Source organism: Pseudoalteromonas sp. T1lg21 (assembly GCF_002964625.1).
GTDB classification, from domain to species: domain Bacteria; phylum Pseudomonadota; class Gammaproteobacteria; order Enterobacterales; family Alteromonadaceae; genus Pseudoalteromonas; species Pseudoalteromonas gelatinilytica.
On record NZ_PQBX01000002.1, the window covers coordinates 97461 to 117387 of the forward strand.

General features: G+C 39.9%; 17 protein-coding genes. 9 read left to right on the plus strand and 8 right to left on the minus strand.

Going from position 1 to position 19927, the window contains the following annotated elements; translation table 11 throughout:
• Positions 1-99 precede the first annotated feature (99 nt).
• Together C2M25_RS02260 and C2M25_RS02265 are read left to right on the plus strand one after the other, a co-directional pair.
• Entirely contained in the window at positions 100-870 is a 771-nt protein-coding gene (locus C2M25_RS02260; RefSeq protein ID WP_442792899.1) for a hypothetical protein, read from the plus strand.
• Positions 871-900: 30 nt separating this feature from the next.
• Complete coding sequence (locus tag C2M25_RS02265) at positions 901-1848, plus strand: hypothetical protein (RefSeq protein ID WP_234003516.1); 948 nt, start codon at positions 901-903, stop codon at positions 1846-1848.
• A gap of 68 nt (positions 1849-1916) precedes the next feature.
• On the opposite strand, the gene ushA is transcribed toward C2M25_RS02265, so the two are convergent.
• Positions 1917-3530: a bifunctional UDP-sugar hydrolase/5'-nucleotidase UshA gene (gene ushA, locus C2M25_RS02270; RefSeq protein ID WP_105180298.1), complete on the minus strand. Its 1614-nt coding sequence runs from the start codon at positions 3528-3530 to the stop codon at positions 1917-1919.
• Between the two features lie 75 nt (positions 3531-3605).
• On the minus strand, positions 3606-3803 hold the full coding sequence (locus tag C2M25_RS02275; RefSeq protein ID WP_063703692.1) for a hypothetical protein: 198 nt from the start codon (positions 3801-3803) through the stop codon (positions 3606-3608).
• Between the two features lie 247 nt (positions 3804-4050).
• Here C2M25_RS02275 and C2M25_RS02280 point away from each other — a divergent pair, with 247 nt between their 5' ends.
• Positions 4051-4788: a peptidylprolyl isomerase gene (locus C2M25_RS02280; RefSeq protein ID WP_105180299.1), complete on the plus strand. Its 738-nt coding sequence runs from the start codon at positions 4051-4053 to the stop codon at positions 4786-4788.
• Between the two features lie 314 nt (positions 4789-5102).
• On the opposite strand, the gene C2M25_RS02285 is transcribed toward C2M25_RS02280, so the two are convergent.
• A complete protein-coding gene (locus C2M25_RS02285; RefSeq protein ID WP_105180300.1) occupies positions 5103-5516 on the minus strand; it encodes an MAPEG family protein in 414 nt (137 codons plus the stop codon).
• A gap of 166 nt (positions 5517-5682) precedes the next feature.
• Here C2M25_RS02285 and C2M25_RS02290 point away from each other — a divergent pair, with 166 nt between their 5' ends.
• A complete protein-coding gene (locus C2M25_RS02290; RefSeq protein WP_105180301.1) occupies positions 5683-8568 on the plus strand; it encodes an insulinase family protein in 2886 nt (961 codons plus the stop codon).
• 49 nt (positions 8569-8617) lie between these two features.
• Here the strand turns inward: C2M25_RS02290 and C2M25_RS02295 are convergent, their stop codons facing one another.
• Positions 8618-10000 (minus strand): Na+/H+ antiporter NhaC family protein, encoded by a 1383-nt coding sequence (locus C2M25_RS02295; RefSeq protein WP_105180302.1) that lies wholly within the window; start codon positions 9998-10000, stop codon positions 8618-8620.
• Between the two features lie 287 nt (positions 10001-10287).
• Here C2M25_RS02295 and C2M25_RS02300 point away from each other — a divergent pair, with 287 nt between their 5' ends.
• Positions 10288-10692 (plus strand): NUDIX hydrolase, encoded by a 405-nt coding sequence (locus tag C2M25_RS02300; RefSeq protein ID WP_105180303.1) that lies wholly within the window; start codon positions 10288-10290, stop codon positions 10690-10692.
• Positions 10693-10695: 3 nt separating this feature from the next.
• On the plus strand, positions 10696-11187 hold the full coding sequence (locus C2M25_RS02305) for a GNAT family N-acetyltransferase (protein WP_105180304.1): 492 nt from the start codon (positions 10696-10698) through the stop codon (positions 11185-11187).
• Here C2M25_RS02305 and C2M25_RS02310 read toward each other — a convergent pair.
• From C2M25_RS02310 to C2M25_RS02320, 3 genes are read right to left on the minus strand one after another with little or no spacing between them, the layout of a single operon-like run.
• Positions 11170-11781: a PqiC family protein gene (locus C2M25_RS02310; RefSeq protein WP_105180305.1), complete on the minus strand. Its 612-nt coding sequence runs from the start codon at positions 11779-11781 to the stop codon at positions 11170-11172. The two genes, C2M25_RS02305 and C2M25_RS02310, sit on opposite strands and share 18 nt — an antisense overlap.
• Positions 11781-13436, minus strand: coding sequence for an intermembrane transport protein PqiB (gene pqiB, locus C2M25_RS02315; RefSeq protein WP_105173366.1), 1656 nt, complete (start codon positions 13434-13436; stop codon positions 11781-11783). The genes C2M25_RS02310 and pqiB overlap by 1 nt, the downstream gene beginning before the upstream one ends.
• Positions 13433-14671, minus strand: a complete 1239-nt coding sequence (locus tag C2M25_RS02320) for a PqiA/YebS family transporter subunit (RefSeq protein WP_105180306.1) — start codon at positions 14669-14671, stop codon at positions 13433-13435. The genes pqiB and C2M25_RS02320 overlap by 4 nt, the downstream gene beginning before the upstream one ends.
• Before the next feature lie 140 nt (positions 14672-14811).
• Between C2M25_RS02320 and C2M25_RS02325 the strand changes: the two genes are divergently transcribed.
• Positions 14812-15588 carry a substrate-binding periplasmic protein gene (locus tag C2M25_RS02325; protein ID WP_234003517.1) on the plus strand — a complete coding sequence of 259 codons (777 nt, stop codon included), beginning with the start codon at positions 14812-14814 and terminating at the stop codon, positions 15586-15588.
• On the opposite strand, the gene C2M25_RS02330 is transcribed toward C2M25_RS02325, so the two are convergent.
• The gene (locus C2M25_RS02330; protein WP_105180307.1) at positions 15577-16377 is read right to left on the minus strand and encodes a thioesterase family protein; all 801 of its coding nucleotides are present in this window, start codon (positions 16375-16377) and stop codon (positions 15577-15579) included. The two genes, C2M25_RS02325 and C2M25_RS02330, sit on opposite strands and share 12 nt — an antisense overlap.
• A 239-nt stretch (positions 16378-16616) precedes the next feature.
• On the opposite strand from C2M25_RS02330, the gene dnaK reads away from it, so the two are divergent.
• Together dnaK and dnaJ are read left to right on the plus strand one after the other, a co-directional pair.
• Positions 16617-18536 (plus strand): molecular chaperone DnaK, encoded by a 1920-nt coding sequence (gene dnaK / locus C2M25_RS02335; protein WP_063703719.1) that lies wholly within the window; start codon positions 16617-16619, stop codon positions 18534-18536.
• Between the two features lie 183 nt (positions 18537-18719).
• The gene (gene dnaJ / locus C2M25_RS02340) at positions 18720-19856 is read left to right on the plus strand and encodes a molecular chaperone DnaJ (RefSeq protein ID WP_063703722.1); all 1137 of its coding nucleotides are present in this window, start codon (positions 18720-18722) and stop codon (positions 19854-19856) included.
• Positions 19857-19927: the final 71 nt, after the last annotated feature.

Below are 19927 nucleotides of genomic sequence, written 5' to 3' on the forward strand. Positions count from 1 at the left end.
TGGCTATTAAAATTGAATTTAAGAACAATACTAATAAAAAAATCGTCGATTGTTACATTTTTGTTTCTGTCACTAATTTTGTTTTTTTATATCGGAATTTTGCAGGGTAAACCGCCTGTTTCTGATATCGATGCATTTATTGAAACATCATTCCAATGTGATACTAAATCAGAGGTTAACCTTAATGAACTGGTGGTGTATTCATCAGGTAAAGTGTTGGCTGAGGATGTTGCTAAAACCCTATGCGCAGATGACATCATTAGTAAACAATATGGCAAGGTCACCTCTTATTGGGGTTATAAAACCTCAGACACAATTGAGTTTTTAGGTAAAGGGATAGCAGATTTGATCCTTGCTAAAGAAAACTTGATTAATGCCTTTATGGCCGAGTCAACCTATAACTATCAAGCGGTTGTTGGCTTCCCAGATTACACTGCTTATTTAATTTCGAGTAAAGAAAAGCCCCGAATTGAAAAAAGTTATTTTTTAGACAAGCGTATTGGCTTACTTGATTATCCAACGAGTCGCTCTGGGCACATTTTACCTAAGCAATTATTTAAAAAATTAGACATCAACCTAGAAAACCTAAATATCACTTATGCCAGTTCACATACAGAATTAAGAGAGTTACTTGCAAGCGGTAAAGTCGATTTAATCTCTTCTTATTGGCAAGATAGTGATCAGCAACGCTTTTCAATCAATTACATTACGCCTATCCGTGACAATATAAGTGGCAGTCGTTGGTATTTAAAAATGCAAGATGAGAACACCGACCTTTTATGTGCTGTTCAAACACGCCTAACTCAGTTAGCCCATATCAGAATTCCCATTACTTTAATCATGTTGAGTCTTTTTGGGAATGTGACTTAAACCAGCAAACAATGAAAGTAGGGGATAGCAATGCTGCCAATTAGAATAAAGCTTGCTTATGGGGCGGTTTTTCTATGCTGTTGTTTGGCTTTATTTGCCACCTTTATAACTGCAAAAGCTTATAAGACAACAACTAATGATGCACTGACTCTAGCAAAAGTTGAAAACCGTATTGCCCTTGATTTAAATCACTTAAATTTACCTGATGATTTTTTAAAGCATTCAGGTAGTAAAGACATGGTACTCAACTATATCGCGCGTCTTAATGCTCAGTTAAAAGACTCAGGCGTGATGGTTTATTCAATTGAAGGGATCTCTGATTATCCAGCCCGTGCAGATTTAATTACTAAACAATTGCATGCACCACAAAAGTCGTTAACGGTAAGCTTTGTTGTCGCATCGTCTTTATTTTCAAAAAATGATATTGCTGTATTAATTCTAGTGAGCTTGGTGTCTGCTGCACTAACGTATTTATTATTTATAAGTGAGCGTACTAAAATTCAAATTGCAAAACATGAGCCTGAGGTTGAAATACAAGCTGTAGAAAAACCTAAATTGATAGTCGATCTTCAAAATAAAACCTTGGCTGCAAGTTGTGCTGTTGATAAAACCGTTGCACTTGCTAATAAGCCGCTGTGCTTTTATCTTGCATTGGTTGAGTTTTGCATTGAGCACCCAGATGTAGTGCTTAATCAAAATAAAGATGTACCAGAAGAATTGCTGACTTTAGCGAATAAGTATTTTTACCGGTTAGTCGAGCTTGGTCATACAATACGTAAGCGCCCAAACTTTACCAATAGTTTAGAAAAAACATTAAGTGAAATTCGTGCTGCACTTGATGAAGTTTGGCAAGATCAGCTAGAGATAAAGGAAACTTATTATCCGCCTAAGGCCCATGGTGAAGGCTCTCGTTCGCGTTTACATCATTACGGATTGAAAGCGATTGAGATTGCCGATATTGAAGTCATAGGCAAATAATCTAGTTTAAAAGTAAAAAGGGAAGTCATTGACTTCCCTTTTGCTTGTTAAAGATTATTGAGTACACCTTATTGTTGTTTAGGCGCATAATCAGCCGCTTTAACAGGGCTATTTTGCTCAAAGAAACGTTTTAATGCCTGTGCATCTGTATCATCTGTACTCACAAAGCCTTTTTTGTCGGTAAGAGTAGGGTAGCCGTCACCACCAGAGGCATTATAACTGTTAATACTCATACGATACGTCTTATCCATATCAAGTGGCTTTCCAGCAATCTTTACATCAGATAAGGCGTCATTGTCGCGTTTAAAACTCAACTTATAATATTGTAAGTAGGCACCTGAATCAGGTGGGAAAGACGTAACCACAGACAAGTAATCAAATAACTCCTGGCCTGTCATATCAATATAAGTGATACGGTTTTTAAAAGGATGAACTTTTAAAATATCTTTATAACTGACATCACCTGCTTGAATGCTATCGCGAATACCGCCACCACTGATCAAACCAAAATCAGCACCCACAGATTGCATTTGAGCAGCAATTATTACGCGTGCTAAGTTAACTTGCTCGTAGCGCACCTTGTTACGGTCACCTTCAAGTTTTGCATCAACGGCGCCAATTTTACCGGCAATTTGAGCAGCGCCTTTTTGCTGATAAACAGCAAGTACGTCTTGTAAGCTTTTGTTTGGTTCGATGTAATCAGCTGCCAACTTCTTATTGCCATTTTCATCATCGATATATAGGTTAACTGGAATAAGTGCGTAATTAAGAAGTGTTAATTTGCCCTTTTCTAATTTGAATTCAGCCTTACCCACATATTTACCCCACTCATGGGCTTGCATGATCCAAGTGCCATTTTGTTGATCTGGTTTACATGCTTTACCTGGCATGAAGCTTTCGTCAGCAATATTTGCCTCTTTCATACAAACAGGTTCTTGTGAATGACCGCCAACAATAATATCAAGCATGCCTTTTGGTAAGTTACGCGCCATGGTTACATCACCCGGCGCATTAATCCCAAAGTTCGCATCAACATAGTGACCCATGTGCGTGACAGCAATGGTGATGTCAGGGTTGTACTGTTTTTCAATTTCTGGGGCTAACTTTGCAGTAACCTCTGTTGGGTCTTTAAATTCTAGGCCACCGATATATTGAGGATTACCTATTTTAGCTGTATCTGTGGTTGTTAAGCCGATTACAGCAATCTTAAGGCCATTTTTTTCAAAGATTTTATAACCTTGATAGCGTGCTTCACCGGTTGTTTTATCGATGATATTGGCTGATAGAAATGGAAAGTTAGACCATCTTTGTTGTTGATCGAGTACTGCTAGAGGATTGTCAAACTCATGGTTACCAATTGCCATTGCGTCATAGCCAATTAAAGACATACCTTTAAAATCGGGCTCTGCGTGTTGTAAGTCTGACTCTGGAATACCGGTATTGATATCGCCGCCTGACAGCAATAACACAGCATGGCCTTTTGCTTTAGCATCGGTTCTTAATTGATCGATTAAAGTTTTACGGGCTGCCATACCATACTCGCCTTGCTCGTTGTGCCAAAAGCGACCGTGGTTATCATTGGTATGAAGTAGAGTTAAATATTGTACTGAATCAGTATTATTCGAAGATGAGCTACATGCGGTTAGGGTAACCAGTAGCGAAGTTAATAAAAAAAAGCGCATAATTGTTTGCCTGATTAGAGCAGTAGGTTAATTAAGCGCTTAGTTTAAACGACTTAAGTTTAAATTAAATGTCTTTTATAAACTTTTGTTGCTATTTTCTGTATTTATTTGTCCTGTTGCAGCGAGTTGCCGGCGTTGCAGTTCTTGTTCTGCGTAATGAGACTTTTGGTGATTATTGCCCACCATCCAATTTAAAAAACTAGCTGGTAACTGGCTGTAAGGCTCACCTTGGTGTAGGCCAAAATCGCATATTGCGTTCTCTTCATTCGCCATGGTTAATTCCTGTGTGTTCATTGTTGTCGTGCAAATACTAACAAACTGAGTCAATTTGATAAGACGATTTTGATTTAGTGTTTATATTTTTTATAACTAAAATGAATACGCGATGTAAATTAATGTAACTGAGTTGTAATTGCTATGGCGTGTTTTGTGTAACTATTTTGTTTGCTATTTATGCATCAACCATTTTTGTTTAAGCTTCGTGCAGTTTTATAATAAAAAGTATCAGGAAAGATAAACAATGAAAAAACATCTACTTGCAACTGCTCTTTTTGCAAGCTGCTTTACAGCCAATGCGACGATTGTAGAAATGCAAACAAATCAAGGCACCATTACCGTTAACCTTTATGATCAACACACACCTATCACAGTGGAAAACTTTCTAAATTATGTAACTGACGGTAGCTATGACGGTAGTGTTATCCATCGTTCTGTTGACGATTTTGTATTGCAAGGGGGTGGTTTTAAGTTTGATACGGACTTTAATTCGATTGAAACAGCTGATGCAATTACCAATGAGCCTGTTTTATCAAACGTTAAAGGCACGATTGCAATGGCGAAAGTTGGTGGCAATGCGAACAGTGCAACAAGCCAATGGTTTTTTAACTTAAAAGATAATAGCGCTAATCTTGATTTACAAAATGGTGGTTTCACCGTGTTTGGTGAAATTACAGCTGATAGCTTTGAAACAATCGAGACAATTACATCATTAGTTCACTGTGGTGAAATTCCAACGGTTGGCTTAAATGAAGATCAATGCCCAACGACCACTAGCGGTTTCAATGCTGAAAACTTAGTGATGATTAATAGTGTTGTTGTGATTGATGATGATCCGAATTCATCTGCCTCTTTATCACCAAAAGAAAATACGCTTATCGACGAAGATAATTCATCCGATAATGGCGGTGGTAGTTCAGGTGGTAGTCTTGCGTGGATGCTATCTTTATTAGCCCTTGCAGGTTTTACTCGTCGTAAATAATTCTGTATACCCAAACCACCTCAAGATGCGAGTTTCAGTTGGAATTAAAAGCGATTTAGGCAAGGCATTGATTGCGAGTAATAGTGGTTCTATTGTTAAAATCAATAACGCAGTATAAATCGCTTTTAAACCAACCCTTTGGGCGCTTCACAGGCACTTACTCTCATCGTTGTTACTTCTTAAAAGGGGATGCCATTCTTGCAAAGTAACGCCTTGATATTATGCTCCTGTGAAACGCTGAATTCTGCATCTTGAGGTGGCTTGGGTATATATAAGGCGCTAAAAAGCGCCTTATTTCTTGGTATTCCTGATTATTAAAAAATTCTTACTAAAATCAGCACCCACATTATTAGCATAATAAAGCTACTGACAACGAAACTATAATAGCGCGCCTTTAAGGTATTTGAAGTTAAGTGTATTACGCTATGAATAATTCTTAATGCAACATAAACCCAAGCAAGGGCAACAAAAACAGTACCCACCGCATTGACCTGCAGAGCTGTTAAACAGCCGATAAAAAACAGCACGGGCATTTCGAATTGATTGATAAAATTGCGATCTGCAACACGCACATCAGTGCCTGCTTTTTCTAAATCCATTGTTAAGAAGTCTTTCATCTCAATGGTTTTTTGTTTTGCCGCACGAAAGCGGCGTTTACCCATAATGTACATCACAATGAATGTCAGTAAGACCTGAGTGAACATTGCTACAATTAGCCACTTTTCCATAGCTCATCCTTTGTTATAGTTATTGCTATTAATCTTAACCGTAAGTACTGCATTTTCACAATGTGTTACAAAGTTTTGCTGTAACTTAGCTCAAAAGCATTGAATTGCGGCGCTCGAAAACACATGATAAATAAAAATTTATTCAATTTCTAATGGATACAAAATAATGAAAAAAATAATGGGACTCAGTGCAATCGCTTTTGCAGTGTTAGCAGGTTGTTCTTCTACTTCTACCACAACGCCTCCATCTGCTAATACTAACCTTATTCCTGACTCGTTGGTGATAAGTCCAAACGATACACGTGAGTACAAAACATTAAAACTTGATAACGAAATTGATGTGATTTTAATTTCAGACCCAAGCGCTGAAAAATCAGCTGCGGCATTGAGTGTCGGTGTTGGTTTATTGCACGACCCTATGTCGCAACAAGGTATGGCACATTATCTAGAGCATATGCTGTTCCTTGGTACAGACCGTTACCCAGACACCAAAGGTTACAGCGATTTTATGACTAAAAATGGTGGGGCGCATAACGCTTACACCTGGTTAGATATCACAAACTACATGTTCAAAGTGAACAATGATGCTTACGATGAAGCACTTGACCGCTTTGCGGATTTCTTTAAATCACCAAAGCTTTACCCTGAATACACAGACAAAGAAAAAAATGCGGTAAATGCAGAATGGTCAATGCGCCGTGAAATGGACTTTTTTGGTCAGTTTAAATTGGCACGCCAAATGATGGGCTCACACCCAGCAAACCGCTTTTTAATTGGTAACCTAGAAACTTTAGGGGATAAAGAAGGTAGCAATCTACACAAAGAAACCGTTGCTTTTTATAACAAATATTATTCATCGAACATTATGAAAGTGGCGATGATTTCTAATCGTCCACTGGCTGAAATGGAAGCTAAAGCTAAACAGTATTTTGCTGACATTGAAAACAAACACATTGAAAAACCAACGGTAACTGATAAGTTAGATTTCTCTGTGGCAGGTGGCAAACGTGTTTACTACTCACCGAATGAAGATGTAAAACAGCTACAGTTAGAGTTCACTATTGCTGATAACAGTTCACAATTTGCGGTAAAACCAAACCGTTTTGTTTCTTACCTTTTAAGCAACGAAATGCAAGGTAGCCCGGCACAAATTTTACGTGATAAAGGCTGGGTGTCACGATTATCTGCTTCTGATGCTCCAACTCAATACGGTAACTACGGCAGCTTAACAGTTAATATTGAATTGACTGATGCGGGCATGCAAAACCGCGAAGAAATTGTCGCTATGGTTATGCAATACATTGCGCTTATCAAAGAGCAGGGTGTTGATAGCAAATACTTTAATGAAATTCGTACCTCTCTAAACAATGAATTTCAATTCCTAGAAAAAGGCGATGAGTTTGGTTATGTCAGTAACTTAACTGATAGCATGCAAAAATTCCCTGTGAACAACGCAATTAACGCACCTTATTATTATGCAAAGTTTGATGCAGATGCGGTGCAAAATGTGCTTTCACAATTAAACGAAGATACGCTACGTATTTGGTATATTTCAAAGCAAGAAGAAACAGATTCACAGCTGCATTTTTACGATGGTAAATACCGCATTGAAGATATCAGCGAAGCAGAAGTTGCAAGCTGGAGCAAACCGAGCGAATACGCTTTAGCATTACCAACAGTAAACCGCTTATTACCAGAAAGCTTTGCAATTAAAACGGCGGAGTTTAAACAACAAGCGCATCCTGAACTGGTATTTGATAAGCAAGGTGTAAAAGTTTGGCGCCAAGCAAGTCAGCAATTTGCTGAGCAACCTAAGGGTCTTGTTGAAGTTTACATTAATACACCTGATGCCCTTGTGAATGTTAAATCACAAGTTCTTTATGCAGTGTGGGCTGATCTTTATAACTTACAACAAAGCAAACTAAGCACAGAAGCAGCCGTTGCAGGTATGAGCTTAGGGCTACAACCAAGTAACGGCCTTGTGTTATCACTAAGTGGTTTTACTGATAAACAAGACGTACTGTTAGCTCAAGCGCTTGAAAATCTAACGTTAGATGTGTCTGAAGAAGGATTTGCCCAAGCAATCGATCGTTTTAAGCGTGATTTACTCAATCAACAAAAGCAGTTCCCGTTCTACCAAGCATTCGGTGAATACTCAAAACTGACTCGTAGTGGTAAATTTGATACTGAAAGCTTAATTGCTGCGGCAGATGCGCTAACTCTTGCCGATTTTGCGGCTATCAAGCAATCAACACTTGCTGCCAATGATCTACGCGTATTCACGTTTGGTAACTATAACCAAAATGATGTTGACTCTATTGCGAGTAAACTAACCGCTATTTTACCTAAAGGCCATAAAACGTCTGAGTTTGCCAGAAGCAAAGCCTGGTTACCTCAGCCTGGTGAGCGTATCGTATTACAAAAAGATATTGATGTAGCGGATGTAGCAATCATTGATATGGTTGTACACCCAACACCTGGCTATAAACAAAAAGCACAGGCGCAAATTTTGCAAAGTCACTTTAGAACCGTAGCGTTTGATAAGTTACGTACTGAAGAGCAGCTGGCTTATGCGGTTGGTGCGTTAGCGCGTCCTATCGAAGACTACTCTGCATTAGGTCTATATATTCAAACACCGGTTAAAGGCCCTAAAGAGATGCAAGCGCGTTTTGATGAGTTCAAAAAGCAATACGCTGTTGAGCTTGATAACATGACAGAAGAAACATTTGCACAACTTAAAAATGCAACGCTTGTGTCTTTAAAAGAGCAGCCTAAAAACTTAAGTGATGAAATGTCACCACTTATCACAGATTGGTATCGTGAGAACTTTAAGTTTGATTCTAAGGAAAAACTTATCGCAGAAGTTGAAAAAGTAACCTTGGCTGATCTTAAAGATTATTACAAGAAAACCATGCTCAACAGTGAGGCACCACGATTAAATATTCAAATGCGTGGTAGTAAGTTTGCGGATAAGCCATTTGCAGACCTTAAAAACCAAACAAAAGTTGAAAACTTAGAGAGTTTTTACAAAGGCATTAAATTCCAAAACTAATTTAATAGCGGATAAACAAAAGCCCAAGCAATTGCTTGGGCTTTTTGATTTATGCGATAAGCAAAAACCCTATAAATGCAGCGCTTGCTGCAAGTAAGGTATAAGGCAGTTGCGTGATAGCATGGCTGACTAAATCACACCCTGAGCCTTGCGCGGCAAGTACCGTGGAATCAGAATAGAAGCACGCCTGACTACCAAATGATGACGCTGACAACAAAGCACCAATCACTAAAGGAATATTGGCATCAATTGCGTAAGCCAGAGGCATTACAATAGGAATCGTTACTGCGAAAATCCCCCAGCTTGAACCTGTTGCAAAAGCAAGTACTGCCATTGCCAAAAACACCACGGCAGGTAGGTACTGGGCCGTCATATAAGGGCTCAAGGTATTAATGACATATTGTGGAAGCATTAATTGGTCACACACATCTTTAAATATAAATGCTGCAACCACAGTCCCAATAGCGGGGATCATACTTTTAAAACCATCAAGCATACGCTCAACGAGTTCTGACAATGTCATCAACTTTTGTAACATATAAAAAGGCAAAACAACGGCAAAGGTCGCAAGCAATCCTTTATATACGTCAATGTCAAAGTAAACAGTAAACGCAACAAGTAAAACTATCGGCACTAAAAAGTTATACAGTTTGCCGTTTGAAGCGGCTGTTTCAAAGTTTTCTTCCGCTGCTTTTACTGCGTATTCATCCGCTGTTTGGACATCTGTGTATTGGCTATTTGAGATCTCGATTTGATTATTCATGGCACGTAGTTGTGCTTTTTTCATCGGACCAAAAGCAGGGATGACATTTAAGCTAACCAGTAATACAACAATGACCGCAAACCAAGCATATAACATGTAAGGGATTGCTTGAATGTAGACGGCAATACCTTGACCTTCTTGTGCAACATTATTATCAACTAACAAGCCACCAAAAAATACGGCCCATGTAGAGAGTGGTACCAGCACACAGATAGGCGCAGCTGTTGAGTCAACAACATAAGCGAGCATTTCACGGCTAATTTTGAACTTATCGGTGATACGTTTCATGGTTTCACCGACGGTTAATGCATTTAAGTAATCATCAATAAAAATAATCACACCTAGCACAAATGTCATCACCAACGATGAGCGCTGGCCTTTGGCAAACTTTAACGCTAATTCGGCGAAGGCACTTGCACCCCCGGTTCTCACTAATAAAGCGATTAATGCACCAAATCCACCACAGACTAAAATTAGCCAGGCAATGGTTTCGTCTTGCATTACTTTTAATGAAATATCAGCAAAATTGGCTAACACAGCGGTTGGTCCTAGCATGGCTAAACCAAACAAAGCACCAATTAGTAAAGATAAAATAGGGCGGCGTAAAAATACGGCCAAAACCACCACCAATACTGGCGGCAGTAAACTTAACGCAGAAGGTTCTTGCATTATATTTTTCACACAGTTAAGCAATGCGAGATTGCTTACAGAAATCAGAAGTCTATAGACTCAAGTAACTGCTTTACGCGAACACACTTTTATGGACCCATTAGGGAAAGTGCCTGCGTTGGCTGGCGCCAGACAGTATAGAGGGTATACTGCTTTTGTTTTGCCCAAAACATCGCAAGAAAAATAATCCTGAATATTAATTTAGTCAATAAGAATTTTTATTGCGATGATAATTATTTTACACTCTTCAACTGTATTACTTTTTTAACTTTATTAAGCTAAGGTTTATGGCATTTTCAGATACATATAGACTCAGTAGTCACGCGGTTATCACTAACAACCAAGGGCAAGTGTTATTACTAAAAGCTAATTATGGTCAAAAAAGTTGGGGATTACCTGGCGGGGCTTTAGATAAAGGAGAAACCATTCATCAAGCATTACTACGTGAATGCCAAGAAGAGCTTAATTGTGACGTAGACATCGCTTATTTAAGTGGCGTTTATTATCACACAGCGTTTAACTCTCATGCGTTTATTTTCCGTGCTCATTTGGCTGAAGATGCTGAAATAATGTTGAGCGATGAGCACACAGAGTATGGCTACTTTGATATTGATGAGTTATCTAAAGTACAAAAAGAGCGTGTTCTCGACTGCCTTAATTTTACCAATGACGTCGTAAGTAAGGTGTTTTAACTCATGTTAGATATATATTTGCGTGCCGGACAGCCAGATGATGCAACCTTTATTGTTGAACTTTTAAACCAAGCAACATTCTTAGAGCATATTGGTAATAAAAACATTAATACGCTCGCACAAGCTGAGCACTATATTCAACAAACGTTTATAAATAGCCACCAGAAATTTGGTTTTGGTAGCTACATTGTTTGTTTAGCAAATGGTACACCGGTTGGTATGGTGGGGCTCTTTCAGCGCGATGCGTTAGCTATCCCCGATTTAGGATTTGCCTTGTTAGCTAAGTATGAAGGCAAGGGGATCATTACAGCTGCTGCTAGGTTATTGATGGCAAAAAAGCACGTATTAGAACTTGGTGTACTTGCAGCCATAACCTCGCAAACAAATATTGGCTCACAGAAAGTATTACAGAAACTTGGCTTTGAATTTCTAGGCGATGTCATCATTAACGATGACAATCAGCCTCTAAAACTCTTATTAAAGAGCAAGCTTTGATACCTCGTTTGCAACTTGTTTGTTGACTTTCAGCCACGTTGACTCAAGTGTTGCGACAAGTCCTTCGTAATCACTGTCTTGTAATGGCGTAAGTTCATTGAAGTAATTGACGGCCTTTAACTTTCGGCCCGACTCAGGGTTTGTATAGTATAAACGCCAAAGCCCAGCAATGTTGGCATTGCCTTGTTCATCGCCGTTAAAGTGATGTAGCTCATATTCTAATTCATAGAAACTTTGCTGATCTAAATCGGTGATCACTGGCAAGCCTTTTATTACCATCCAATTATCAAGTTCAGTGTAAAGTTGTTGATGGGCACTGGCGGTTAACATTAAATCGGGTGATTCGCTCCATAAATGGTAGTTAGCAGCATTGACCCTGTTGTTTTCGAGAACCATTGCAATACCACGATTATTAAGCGCACCTCGTAACTGTACGGTGTTAATTCTGAGCTGTGTTTGTGTATTCTCAGCTAAGCGTTGCATTGCGACTATTGGCTGCGAAAATTGATAATACTCAATGGTCGAGAATGAAGTTTGACTGCAGGCCGAAAGTAACAGCACTGATGCCACTGAAGCACAGAGTTTATAGTTCATTATTGTTTCCTCGGCGTTGGATCGGCAGGTAGCTCTTTATCAAAGATCAACATATTAGGTTGCTGGTTTAAACCTCGAGTGAATGGCTGTAGCTCTTCACTTAAACGTTTAAATTCAGATAAAGTCGTTTGCAACTGTTGGTGGAATGTTGAACCTTGCTCGTAACTTGCCATGGTTTTTTCGAATTGTTTCATAGTTTTATCGAACTGTTGCATGCTCTTTGTCATTTCTGCAAAGTTGCGATTTATATCACCCGGTAAGTCTTGCGTATCTTGTTTATTAAGTAGCTCTCTCATGTCATGAGCAAGCGCTTGGTACTCGGCAAAGGTGGTCTGCATTTGCGCTAAGCTATCTTCAATTTTAAGGTTATTCACTTTATTTAATACATCAGAGACTTGGTCAGCTATGACCGTAATACCGCTTGATACACTGGGGAATACAGTGTAATCGGCAATTGTTTTTAATTCGGCAGGTTCGGCGTTATCGTATATATCTAAGTCAACGTACACGGCACCCGTGAGTAAATTACCTGGCTTTAAAGACGCTCGCAGGCCATTTTTGATCCATCCATCTAAACTTGAATGCCAAAACTCGCGTGCTGCTGTACTGTCGTGGTATAGGCGTCCATATTCAATTTTTATCAGGGCAGGTACTGCGGTGTTATCGGTTCTAAAGTGTGCAGGTTTGCCATCTATAATGACACTTGCAGGTGCTTCAACCACACTACCGATACGCATACCTCGGTATTCGACAGGCGCACCAGCGCGTAAGCCGCGAATTGATTGCTCAAAGTCGATTAAGTAGTAGTCAAAATCATAAAAGCGTTCTTCTAAAGCGGCTTTGTAGCTGTTACTTAAAGAAAAACTATGGCCGTTACTGGCCACTTCACCGGGTGTTTGTTGTTCCGGAATGCCTACTGAAATACCACCTTTGAGCAATTTGCTTAATGAGCCTGTATTAACATTAATACCATCTGCAGAGAGGTCAATTTCGATCCCTGAGTTCACCCAGAAAATAGAGTTTAAGGTGATCAAGTTTTGATAGGGTTCATTGATAAAAATGCCATATTTCATCGCTTGATTCTTCCAATCAAACGTGGCGGTTTCTATTTGGCCTATTTTGTAATCTTTAAAGTAAATACCGGTACTTACATCAAGTACTTCTGCGTTATAGCTTAACAAGGTGAAGCGGCCACCTTTTACATCTTTACCAATTAAAGCCGGTTCATCTTGTAGCTCAAATTTTTCGGCTAGCTTTTTACTTTCACCCGGTGCAAATTCTAAATACACACCAGAGAGTAGGGTACTCATGCCGCTAATACCGGTGTCATCAATCCGTGGTTTTACAACCCAAATTTTCGCATCATCTGTGAGTAAATCATCATAATGCTTATCGATTTGCGCCCGTGCGATGACGCTATTTTGTTTGTCTGATAAACGAACATGGTCGATTTGGCCAATCTTTACACTACGTACTTTTATTTCTGTTTTACCAGCCACAATACCTTCTGCATGAGGCATTTTGATAAAGATGGTAGTGCCTTTATTTGCTTGATACTGGTACAACATCCATGCGCCAATTAATAAGGCAATAACGGGTATGATCCAGATTGCCGATATATTTGGCGCTGTTTTTATTTTAGCGGTTTCGCTCATGCCAAGGTCTCTTGTTTCGCAGTACTTAAGTTATCTGGGTTATCCCACAATAAACGGGGATCAAACGCATGGGCTGCCAACATTTGGCATATAACCATGGTGGTAAAAAATATTGTGCCAATGCCAGGTGTCACTGACATTAGGTTTCCTAGTTGTACTAAGGCTACTAGAATCGCCACAACAAATACATCGATCATTGACCATTTGCCAATAAATTCAGTCAATTGGTAGATGCGTGTATAGCTTTTAGTTTGTCTGTTTGCTGGTCGCATCACCATAAAGCATAAAAAACTTAATATTAGTGCTTTGGCGAGGGGAACAACCACACTCGCTAAAAAGATGATCATCGCGATAGGGTACGAACCACTATTCCATAAAATCATCACGCCACCAATAATTGTCGATGGCGTTTCATCGCCAAGGCTCGTGGTATACATAATAGGATAGACATTGGCAGGGATATAACAGGCCACTGAGGTTAATAACCATGCTGCTGCTTTTTGCACACTAAAAGGGTTACGACTGTAAGTTTTAGAGTCACACCGTGAACAGATTTCGGTTGCACACAGTTGCCCACAAACATGACATGCTCTTAAACCTTGGTCAATGGCCCGTGTGTTAGGCTTTGTTTGCTCAATATATTCTGGTTCTTTTAATTGTTGCCATAAGGTGTGCTTATTTAATTTTGCTGTGGCTGCTACATAACAGATAACAAAAGCGCTATAGGCCCAAAAGCTTACACCAAATTCAATATCAGCCATCGACATGATTTTAACCATACTGACCATCACGCCAATTAAAAAAATCTCAGACATGATCCAAGGTTCTAACGCAAAGGTGGTTTTTAACAGTCTTTTTCCCCATTGATACGGCAGTGCTTTTAGTAAGCCTAAATGCAGAGGAATTATGAGTACTAATAAAAGTAGTGGCAGACCAATAATACTGGTGTCGATGAACAAACCTAAAAAGTCGTTGTCGTAATTAAAGAGAATACGGGCGGCATCGGGTAAGGTAATTGTTTGGGTAATACCACTACTAGAAAAAGATAGAAATGGATAAAACATACTACTGAGTAGCATAACAATAGCACTTAAACTCAGTGCTACGACCATACTATCTTGGTTAGCTTGCGATGCCGAAAGCTTTGTATTGCAATGTGGGCATATTGCCACTTGTTTTGCACTTAGATGTGGGATCTCAATAACAAGATCGCAGCTAGGACAGGCTGTTTGCAAACTTAGGGTCTCTTAAACAAGAACTTAGTTAAGTTTGCATCAAATAGTGTGTAAATACAAATGCACCTTTGTTTAATATAAGCTAATATTTGTACAAAGCGATTACGCTTTTTAATACATTTAATTCTTTAAGGTGAGCAGTGAAGCAATTATTTATCCTTTTAATGTTTTTTGTTAGTGTTAAAGGTGAGTGTTTATCTGAGCCAAATACGCAAAAACCGATTGTTGTTGCTGCAAGCGCCTCTTTGCCTCCTTATGTTATTCAAGACACTAACAGTGGTATTCAACTTGAAATATTGAAAGCTGCTTTTAAATCGCAAGGCATTTCTAATATCGATATCCATTACATGTCTAATAAGCGTGCTGAGCAGCAGCTTATGCAGGGCAAGGTTGATATTGCATTAAATTTTCCACCTGTACTCACGCCGCATGTCTATAAAAGCGACGAATTACTGAGCTACCAAAATGTGGCGGTTAGCCTTGCCAATAAAGAGCTGAAAATTAATAGTATTTATGATTTAGCTGGTAAAAGCGTGCTTGCCTTTCAAAATGCCACTAATTTCATCGAAGCTCCTTTTAAATTGGTTACTAATATTTTGCGTTCTTACGAAGAAGTGGTAAATCAAGAAGCGCAAGTTGATCACCTTATGAAGGGCTGGGTCGATGTCATCATTTTAGAGCGCCGAGTGTTTTTATATTATTTAGAAAAATATAAACAAAGCGCTGAGGTAAAGCCTTTTATTGTGCATGCAATTTTTAAAGAAGCACCAAGACCTGCGTTTTTTTACAGTAAAACGTTAAAAAACACGTTTAATTTGGGTCTTGGTGAGATTATTGAGTCAGGCGAATACCAAGCAATTATTCGCCTTGATGGTACTGAGTACGCACAGCTTTCAGAGCCTGAGTTACGCGAATAACGCGACGGTTTGGCGGCTCAGCGCAATTAGCTTACCGTCTTCACTCCAAATGCAGCCATCTTCTAGCCCATAGCCATCCTTACTATGGTGTGTAACTGCTTCGTAGCCAATCCAAGCATCATGGTTGATCGTAGGCTCTTCTACAAATTCTATATACCACGACATACTGCTTGCTGGAGCTGGTTGTTTATACATTTGTAACAGGGTGGGTGGCCATGCATCTGTTAGGGCAATGATATGCGCTTCACTCATTTGCTCTGGTGCATGTTTGAATTTCATCCAACCACCTAAATGTGATGTGTCAGCGCCAGAGAATGGCATATTGCCGTCTTGTAAGCATAACGCCACATGTTGAAAAAATGCCGGCATTACACCTTCTTTATAAGGTAGTGTGAAACGCTCATCAACCGGTTTTAGCTGCATGGTTTTAGTGACATCTACACGTACATTTGATTGGCGCTCAGCCCCAAAGCACGCTTGGGTGATAACACAGACATCGCCATTTTGAATTACTTTAGCGAGTACCTGTGCACTGTTTTTCCCTTCACGTAATACTTCAACGTCGATTGTAAAATTACAGTCAGCGATTAATGGCCCAACAAAGTTAGTGCTTAAAGATAATAAACGGCGAGAGTTATCGATATGCTGACGAATAGCTTGATACAGTAAAGCGGCTGATAAACCACCAAAGGCAGTACGACCCTGACACCAGTTTTCTGGAAACTGCATTACTTTAGTTTTATCTTTGCCAAGTTCAGCTGCCATGGCGAGTAATTGATCAAAATGCATAATTTTCCTTAACATTTATAATTATGTTGTTTGTTATAGCATAGCTAAAGTCATCAGACCAGTTCGTTTATCCTGCAAGCAGGCTGAGAAAACAGCCTTTATTGAAGAAAAAATGCCCATTTGGAAAATATTTCAAAAAAAAGTAAATTTTTTTCATTTTTACAGTTGAATTCAGTTTCCTGCACCCCTATCTACTAGTCATCGAACGTTTTAACGAATTCTGAAGTTGGAGAAGATTCATGGGTAAAATTATTGGAATCGATTTAGGTACTACTAACTCGTGTGTAGCAGTACTAGACGGTGATAAAGCACGCGTTATCGAGAACGCGGAAGGCGATCGCACAACACCATCGATCATTGCATATACGCAAGACGGTGAAACACTAGTTGGTCAACCAGCAAAACGCCAAGCGGTAACTAACCCAACTAATACATTATTTGCAATCAAGCGTCTAATTGGTCGTCGTTTTGAAGACGAAGAAGTACAACGCGATATCGGTATCATGCCTTTCAAAATTGTAAAAGCTGATAACGGTGATGCATGGGTTGAAGCACGTGGCGAAAAACGTGCGGCACCACAAATTTCAGCAGAAGTGCTGAAAAAAATGAAAAAAACAGCAGAAGACTTCCTAGGTGAGCCTGTAACAGAAGCAGTAATCACAGTACCTGCATACTTCAATGACTCACAACGTCAAGCAACAAAAGATGCTGGTCGTATCGCTGGTCTTGAAGTTAAACGTATCATCAATGAGCCAACAGCCGCTGCACTTGCATACGGCATGGACAAAAATAAAGGTGAAAACGTTGTTGCAGTATACGACTTAGGTGGTGGTACTTTCGATATCTCAATCATCGAAATTGACGAAGTTGAAGGCGAGCACACGTTTGAAGTTCTTGCTACTAACGGTGACACTCACCTAGGTGGTGAAGACTTTGATAACCGCGTTATCAATTACTTAGTTGAAGAGTTCAAGAAAGACCAAGGTATTGACCTTAAAAATGACCCGCTTGCAATGCAACGTGTTAAAGAAGCTGCTGAAAAAGCGAAGATTGAACTTTCTTCTGCACAGCAAACAGAAGTTAACTTACCGTACGTGACTGCTGACGCAACTGGTCCTAAGCACATGAACGTTAAAGTTACTCGTGCAAAACTTGAGTCACTTGTTGAAGACTTAGTCACTAAGTCAATCGAGCCGCTTAAGCGTGCACTAGCTGATGCTGATTTATCAGTAAGCGACGTAAATGACATCATCCTTGTTGGTGGTCAAACACGTATGCCTTTAGTACAAAAAACAGTTGCTGAGTTCTTTGGTAAAGAGCCACGTAAAGATGTTAACCCTGATGAAGCTGTTGCTGTAGGTGCTGCGATTCAAGGTGGTGTACTAGCTGGTGACGTCAAAGACGTACTACTACTTGACGTATCTCCGTTATCACTAGGTATCGAGACTATGGGTCAAGTAATGACAGCATTAATTGAGAAAAACACAACGATTCCTACTAAGAAATCACAAGTTTTCTCAACAGCTGAAGACAATCAATCAGCGGTAACGATTCACGTACTACAAGGTGAGCGTAAGCGTGCAAGCGACAATAAATCTCTAGGTCAATTTAACCTAGAAGGTATCCGCCCAGCACAACGTGGTACACCTCAAATCGAAGTAACATTCGACGTAGATGCGGATGGTATCTTACATGTATCTGCTAAAGACAAAGATACAGGTAAAGAGCAGAAGATCACAATCCAAGCTTCTTCAGGTCTAAGCGATGAAGAAGTAGAAAAAATGGTACGTGATGCTGAAGCGCACGCTGAAGAAGATAAAAAATTCGAAGAGCTAGTAGCTACTCGTAACCAAGCTGATGCAATGGTTCATGGTACACGTAAGCAAATCGAAGAAGCGGGTGATGCATTACCAGCAGAAGATAAAGAAGCAATCGAAGCTGCGCTTACTGAGCTAGAAGCGGCGATTAAAGGTGATAACAAAGAAGAGATTGAAGCGAAAACTCAAGCTCTTGCTGAAAAATCACAAAAGCTAATGGAAATTGCGCAAGCTAAAGCACAACAACAAGGTGGTGCGGATGCAGGTGCACAGCAATCTTCTGCAAAACAAGACGACGATGTTGTTGATGCAGAGTTCGAAGAAGTGAAAGACGACAAGTAATTGCTTGTTTCGCTTCTGCCTAACGCAATAATGGCTGCTTTGTTTAGCCAATTAAGTTAGGATGAAATGATTGAGGCGCGCCAGCGATTTCGCTTGACGCGCCTTTTGCATGTATATAAACGGTAAAGTCGTTCGACTTACCTTACGCAGTGTAACTGCAGTAAAAAGAGTAGTGTGATAGATATGTCAAAAAGCGATTATTATGAAGTTCTCGGCGTGAGCAAAGATGCCAGCGAACGAGACATAAAAAAAGCGTATAAGCGCTTAGCGATGAAATATCATCCAGACCGTACCGCAGGCGACAAAGAGCTTGAAGCTAAATTCAAGGAAGTAAAAGAAGCCTACGAAGTATTAACTGATTCACAAAAACGTCAAATGTATGATCAATACGGTCATGCAGCCTTTGAACAAGGCGGTGGTGGTCACGGCGGCGGCTTTGGCGGCGGTCATGGTGACTTTGGCGATATTTTCGGTGATGTGTTTGGAGATATCTTTGGTGGCGGTGGTCGTCGTCAATCGCGCCAACAACGTGGTTCAGACCTTCGTTACAACATGGACTTAAGCCTTGAAGAAGCTGTTCGTGGTAAAGAAGTTGAAATCAAAGTACCAACGTGGGTTAGCTGTAAACCATGTGACGGTAGTGGTGCAAAAGCAGGCTCTAAACCAAAAACGTGTACAACCTGTCATGGTGCGGGTCAAGTACAAATGCGCCAAGGTTTCTTCGCTGTACAACAAACATGTCCTACGTGTCAGGGCACGGGTCAAATCATTTCTGATCCATGTGATAGCTGTCACGGTCAAGGTCGCGTAGAAAAAACCAAAACCTTATCGGTTAAGATCCCTGCAGGTGTTGATACAGGTGACCGTATTCGCTTATCTGGTGAAGGTGAGGCGGGTATGCATGGTGCACCAGCTGGTGACTTATACGTTCAGGTTTCTGTTCGTGAACACCCGATTTTCCAACGTGATGGCAATAACTTGTATTGTGAAGTACCAATTAGCTTTACAACAGCTGCACTGGGTGGCGAAATTGAAGTGCCGACCCTTGATGGCCGTGCAAAACTGAAGATCCCAGCAGAAAGCCAAACGGGCAAAATGTTCCGTATGCGTGGCAAAGGCGTTAAGTCTGTACGCAGTGGCGCTCAAGGTGACTTGATCTGTAAAGTTGTTATTGAAACGCCAGTGAATTTAAATGACCGTCAACGTGAATTGCTTGAAGAGCTTGAGCAAAGCATGGGTAAAGATGGCTCAAAAAACCGTCCAAAGGAAAAAGGTTTCTTTGACGGTGTGAAGAAATTCTTCGATGACCTAACTAAGTAACTCCTATTTAGTAACTTAGTTAGACAGTAAAAAGGCGCTAATAAGCGCCTTTTTTTATTTCGAATTAGTTA

Coding starts and splice junctions, on each gene's coding strand:
- C2M25_RS02265 (WP_234003516.1), top strand. CDS start 901: ATGCTGCCAATTAGAATAAAGCTTGCTTATGGGGCGGTTTTTCTATGC.
- ushA (WP_105180298.1), bottom strand. CDS start 3,530: ATGCGCTTTTTTTTATTAACTTCGCTACTGGTTACCCTAACCGCATGT.
- C2M25_RS02275 (WP_063703692.1), bottom strand. CDS start 3,803: ATGGCGAATGAAGAGAACGCAATATGCGATTTTGGCCTACACCAAGGT.
- C2M25_RS02280 (WP_105180299.1), top strand. CDS start 4,051: ATGAAAAAACATCTACTTGCAACTGCTCTTTTTGCAAGCTGCTTTACA.
- C2M25_RS02285 (WP_105180300.1), bottom strand. CDS start 5,516: ATGGAAAAGTGGCTAATTGTAGCAATGTTCACTCAGGTCTTACTGACA.
- C2M25_RS02290 (WP_105180301.1), top strand. CDS start 5,683: ATGAAAAAAATAATGGGACTCAGTGCAATCGCTTTTGCAGTGTTAGCA.
- C2M25_RS02295 (WP_105180302.1), bottom strand. CDS start 10,000: ATGCAAGAACCTTCTGCGTTAAGTTTACTGCCGCCAGTATTGGTGGTG.
- C2M25_RS02300 (WP_105180303.1), top strand. CDS start 10,288: ATGGCATTTTCAGATACATATAGACTCAGTAGTCACGCGGTTATCACT.
- C2M25_RS02305 (WP_105180304.1), top strand. CDS start 10,696: ATGTTAGATATATATTTGCGTGCCGGACAGCCAGATGATGCAACCTTT.
- C2M25_RS02310 (WP_105180305.1), bottom strand. CDS start 11,781: ATGAACTATAAACTCTGTGCTTCAGTGGCATCAGTGCTGTTACTTTCG.
- pqiB (WP_105173366.1), bottom strand. CDS start 13,436: ATGAGCGAAACCGCTAAAATAAAAACAGCGCCAAATATATCGGCAATC.
- C2M25_RS02330 (WP_105180307.1), bottom strand. CDS start 16,377: ATGCATTTTGATCAATTACTCGCCATGGCAGCTGAACTTGGCAAAGAT.
- dnaK (WP_063703719.1), top strand. CDS start 16,617: ATGGGTAAAATTATTGGAATCGATTTAGGTACTACTAACTCGTGTGTA.
- dnaJ (WP_063703722.1), top strand. CDS start 18,720: ATGTCAAAAAGCGATTATTATGAAGTTCTCGGCGTGAGCAAAGATGCC.